Here is a 3,871-nt window from a genome sequence, read left to right on the forward strand (position 1 = left end):
CTATGACCTGATGAAGTTGTTCACCGGATCCTTGGGCAGCCTAGGAATTTTGACCCAGGTGAGCCTACGGCTTTACCCCTTGCCGGCAGCTCAGTCTACTTTGCTGGCTACAGGATCCCTGCCGGAGCTGGAGGTTTTGTGTCGGCAGGTGCTGACCGGCCCGGTTAACCCTGTGGGGGTGGATCTCTGGCTAAGGGCAGAGGGATCCCAAGTTTGGCTCAGCTTTCACGGCTCGGAGCGGGCGATTGCCCAGCAGATGGCCCAAACGCGGCGGCTGGCCCCTGCAGGGCTGACTTTGCAGGAAGTGAATCCCGACTCTCTGCCCCTGCCTCAACCCGGCTCAGGGGCGGTGCTGGCCAAGTTCGGGTGCCTGCCCAATCAGAGCCTGGCAACATTGGAGCAGTTTCAAACCCTATTCCCTGGGGCTCAGGTGCAACTGCACCGAGGCTGTGGGCTAGGGCGGGCTTGGCTGGTTCAGCCAGAAGTGGGATCCCTGATGCAACTGCAGCGCTACCTCAAGTCTGCGGGCGGATTTCTCCTGCTTCTGGAGGCGCCGCCGGCTCTGAAGAAGGCTCTTGCCCATGACTTTGGCCCGGTTGCCAGCCTAATGCGCAAGCTGAAGCAGCAATTTGACCCTGCCGGCACCTTCAGCCCCAGCTTGATATAGGCACTGCCCCTGTCACCGCTCCTTCCCCGGGATCCCTCTGGCCAAACGTCTTGTTCCGGTGCATGATAGATCTATAAGAAATTGAAACATTTCTTAACATCATTTCTCAGTATCTCAGCGTCAAAGCTAGGAGAGGGATCAGCATGAGCATCGAGTGGCAGCGGATACTCCGCGTTGGAGTGGGCTTTTGCCTTGGGCTGTTGATTGCGGTGGGCGGGGGATCCCTGACCTGGGCGCAACCTGCCCTGCCGGTGGTGCCGATGGAGCTGCCTCAGCCGCCCGTGCCGGTCTTGGACTTGGCGGATCAGTTGACCAGCAATCAGGAAGCTCAACTGGCCCAGCATCTGAACAAGTTAGAGCAAGACACCGGCTGGAAGCTGCGGGTGCTGACTCAGTTTGATCAAACTCCAGGCCGTCAGGTGAAAGAGTACTGGGGCTTGAATGAGCGCAGCGTTCTGATGGTGGCGGATCCCAGGGGGGGCAACTTGCTGGCGTTTAATGTAGGGGATGCTGTGCGCGAGATCTTGCCACGTACCTTTTGGATTGAGCTGCAATCTCGCTTTGGCAACCAATTCTATGTGCGGGAGCACGGCACCCACCGCGCCATCCTGGAGACCGTGGATGTTTTGGATCGCTGCTTTCATCAGGGAGGCTGCCGCGTGGTGCCCGGCCTGCCTCAGGAGCAGTGGATCCTAACGCTGGTGACCTCGATTTTGGGCGGGATTGTCTTCGGGTTTGCCGGCAAGCCCCGCCATGCGGAGGAGCTGTTTAACTGGCGTTGGGCCTTGCTCATTTCTCCCCTGTGGTTCATTCTGTTCGGGGCCTTCGGTATCGGGCCGGTGGTCACACGCACGCAGGATTGGATCCCGGTGTTGCGCAACGTCTTGGGGTTTCTGGCAGGGGCTTTGGTGATCTACCTGGCTCCCATTGCTCGCCCGGCAGTGGATCGGCAGTAGCTGACTCGTGAAGTCGGCTGGGCGTCCTTCCCTGCGAGCCTCAGTTCGCAGGGGACAAATGCTAGAATCGGTGAGCAGAAATTGCTGGTGTAGCTCAGTTGGTAGAGCACTCGACTTGTAATCGAGCGGTCGTCAGTTCGAATCTGACCATCAGCTTCTGGTGCCATGGAACTTGGCTCTGCTGTCTCCTCTCGCTGAAGCCGAACTCAGCTTCTACACTGGTGGTTAGATTGGCATTAGCGGGATCCCTGGGCCTTACCGGCAAAAGGCCAAGGCCGATCCCTGCTCAGTTTGGCATACCTACTCAGCCGATTGGGTTGTTCTCCTGATTCTCCTTGGATGTCTATGTCCGGTCTCCCAGCCGCTACGGTTCGTCGATTGCAAAAGCTGCCCCAGGTGCCCTCGGTGTGGGAAGGGGATCGCCACAAGCTCTCAGGATCGCCACCCATGGGATCCCAAACGGAAGGGGAGTGCATTCTTTGGGTAGATGGCGTTCAGGGCGTGGTACGGGCCATGGAGGTGGTGCCCGCCGATTCTGGCTTTGAGCCGATGGTGCGAACCTTGATCATGGCTATGGAGCGGCCCCATGCTGCCCCACCTGCTCGTCCCCAGAAGATCATCGTGCGGGATCGAGAGGTGCAATTTTTCTTGCGCGGCATCCTGCACGAGCTGGACATCAAGGTGGAATGCCAGCCGGAATTGCCTCTGATCGACGAGATCCTGCAGAGCTTTGAAGAGGCCAACGAGCGGATCCCTCCCCCTCTGCCGGAACACTATGTTGAGTTGCTGGCCGGCAAAGCCCTTACCCTCTGGCGAGATGCTCCCTGGGATTACCTAGAGGATCACCAAATCTTGGCCATCGACCTAGATCACTGGGACATCCAAACCCTTTATGTCTCGGTGATGGGGCGGTTGGGCATGGAGTATGGGGTGCTTTTTTATCGCTCGCTGCCCTCTCTTAAACAGTTTCGCCAGGATGCGGCCCAGCCGGATACTCCCGAAGAGATGGAGGAAGCCTTCCTCAGGCAAGATTGTCTCTATCTCACCTTCCAAGCTGGCAATCCTGAACTTAACGAACTGCCGGATCTGGACTTGGCAGAGTTGGATCCCGAGGAAATTGAGCCGAACTTCGGCACCATTCACCCCCTGGAAGGCTTGCGCGTGACTTTGCAGGAGGATGAGGCGGCGGCCTTATCGGTGGCCCTGGAAGCCTTGCATCGCTTCTTCAAGCAGTACCACCGCAAGCTGGAAGATGACTTTCGCTCCTATCAAGGTCGGTACCGCATTCCCAATCCCCAAGAGAAGGGGACAACCCTTTCGGTGCAGGTGCGCACCCTGCCGGACGTGGCCGAAGAGCTGCTGGAGCTGGAAGGGGAGGCGGAAGAACCTGCACAAACCCTGCTGCGGGATGATTTGGTGCCGGAAGGGGCGCAGATAGGTCTGGGGGTCTTGCCGTGGACAACGGTGGAAATGCTGCGGCGCACGGGGCAATGGCATCCCCTCCCCCAAAGCAAGCTGGTGAAAAATGGAGAAGGGCTGCCGGTGGTGATTGTGCGCACCTCTCGATCAAAAGCAAAGCAGCTCATCGAGAATTTGCGTGGGGAAGGTGGGCCGCAAGGCGTTTGTTTCAACACAGGGGTGGATCCCTTCGATGGCGATCGCTACGACTTGGAGATTGTGCAAACGGGCAATCGCGATCTGCACCTGTTTGGAGAGTTTCCCGAAGATGATCCCGTTCACTCCATGGCTCGCAAGCGCTGGGAGCGGCGTTGCCAGGATACGGGTGGCTATTGCGGCTTGGTGGTGGCGATGGGGGTGAATTCTACGCGCCCAGAGCTGCAAGTGCGCCACATTCTGGCCTTGTTTGAGATGCAGGCTTTGAACCCAACGGGACTGGGACTGGGGCCGATGGTGCGGATTAGCCGACAATTGCACTTGCCTTGACCGTCCAGATGGAGGCAGGTTAGGTGCTGCTGGTAACCTGAGCAACTTTCTCCCAGCCGGGATCCCTTCTTTCTATGCTCTGGCAGGTTTACCGGGCGGTGATTCGGTTTTTCCAGGGATCCACGCTATCTTGGCTCTGGTTCTCTCCTGGGTGCTGACCGGCAAAATAGCTCGACAAAGCATCTCGACAAAGCATACAGTGGCCCTATCATCTGGGGGCTCTGGTATTGACCCTCAGCTAGAAATCGCAGGAGCCCCGCACTGTACCCGTAGGGTCAGTGCCGGGAGGAATGCGCTTTGATGA

3 protein-coding genes and 1 tRNA gene are annotated in these 3,871 nt (G+C 58.3%); all 4 read left to right on the forward strand.

Features of this window, described 5'->3' with window-relative positions; genetic code table 11:
* Window positions 1-667 (forward strand): FAD-binding oxidoreductase (locus NW837_RS04005; RefSeq protein WP_414329369.1); only part of this gene is annotated, 667 nt, incomplete at its 5' end.
* A gap of 260 nt (window positions 668-927) precedes the next feature.
* The gene (locus NW837_RS04010) at window positions 928-1,623 is read left to right on the forward strand and encodes a TPM domain-containing protein (RefSeq protein WP_414329371.1); all 696 of its coding nucleotides are present in this window, start codon (window positions 928-930) and stop codon (window positions 1,621-1,623) included.
* A gap of 83 nt (window positions 1,624-1,706) precedes the next feature.
* Window positions 1,707-1,779: transfer RNA gene (locus NW837_RS04015), tRNA-Thr, on the forward strand.
* Window positions 1,780-1,968: 189 nt separating this feature from the next.
* Window positions 1,969-3,567, forward strand: a complete 1,599-nt coding sequence (locus NW837_RS04020) for a DUF6930 domain-containing protein (protein WP_414329370.1) — start codon at window positions 1,969-1,971, stop codon at window positions 3,565-3,567.
* The last annotated feature ends 304 nt before the right edge of the window (window positions 3,568-3,871 follow it).

Origin of the sequence: Synechococcus sp. R6-10 (assembly GCF_047461815.1) — a bacterium.
Taxonomy (GTDB): domain Bacteria; phylum Cyanobacteriota; class Cyanobacteriia; order Thermostichales; family Thermostichaceae; genus Thermostichus.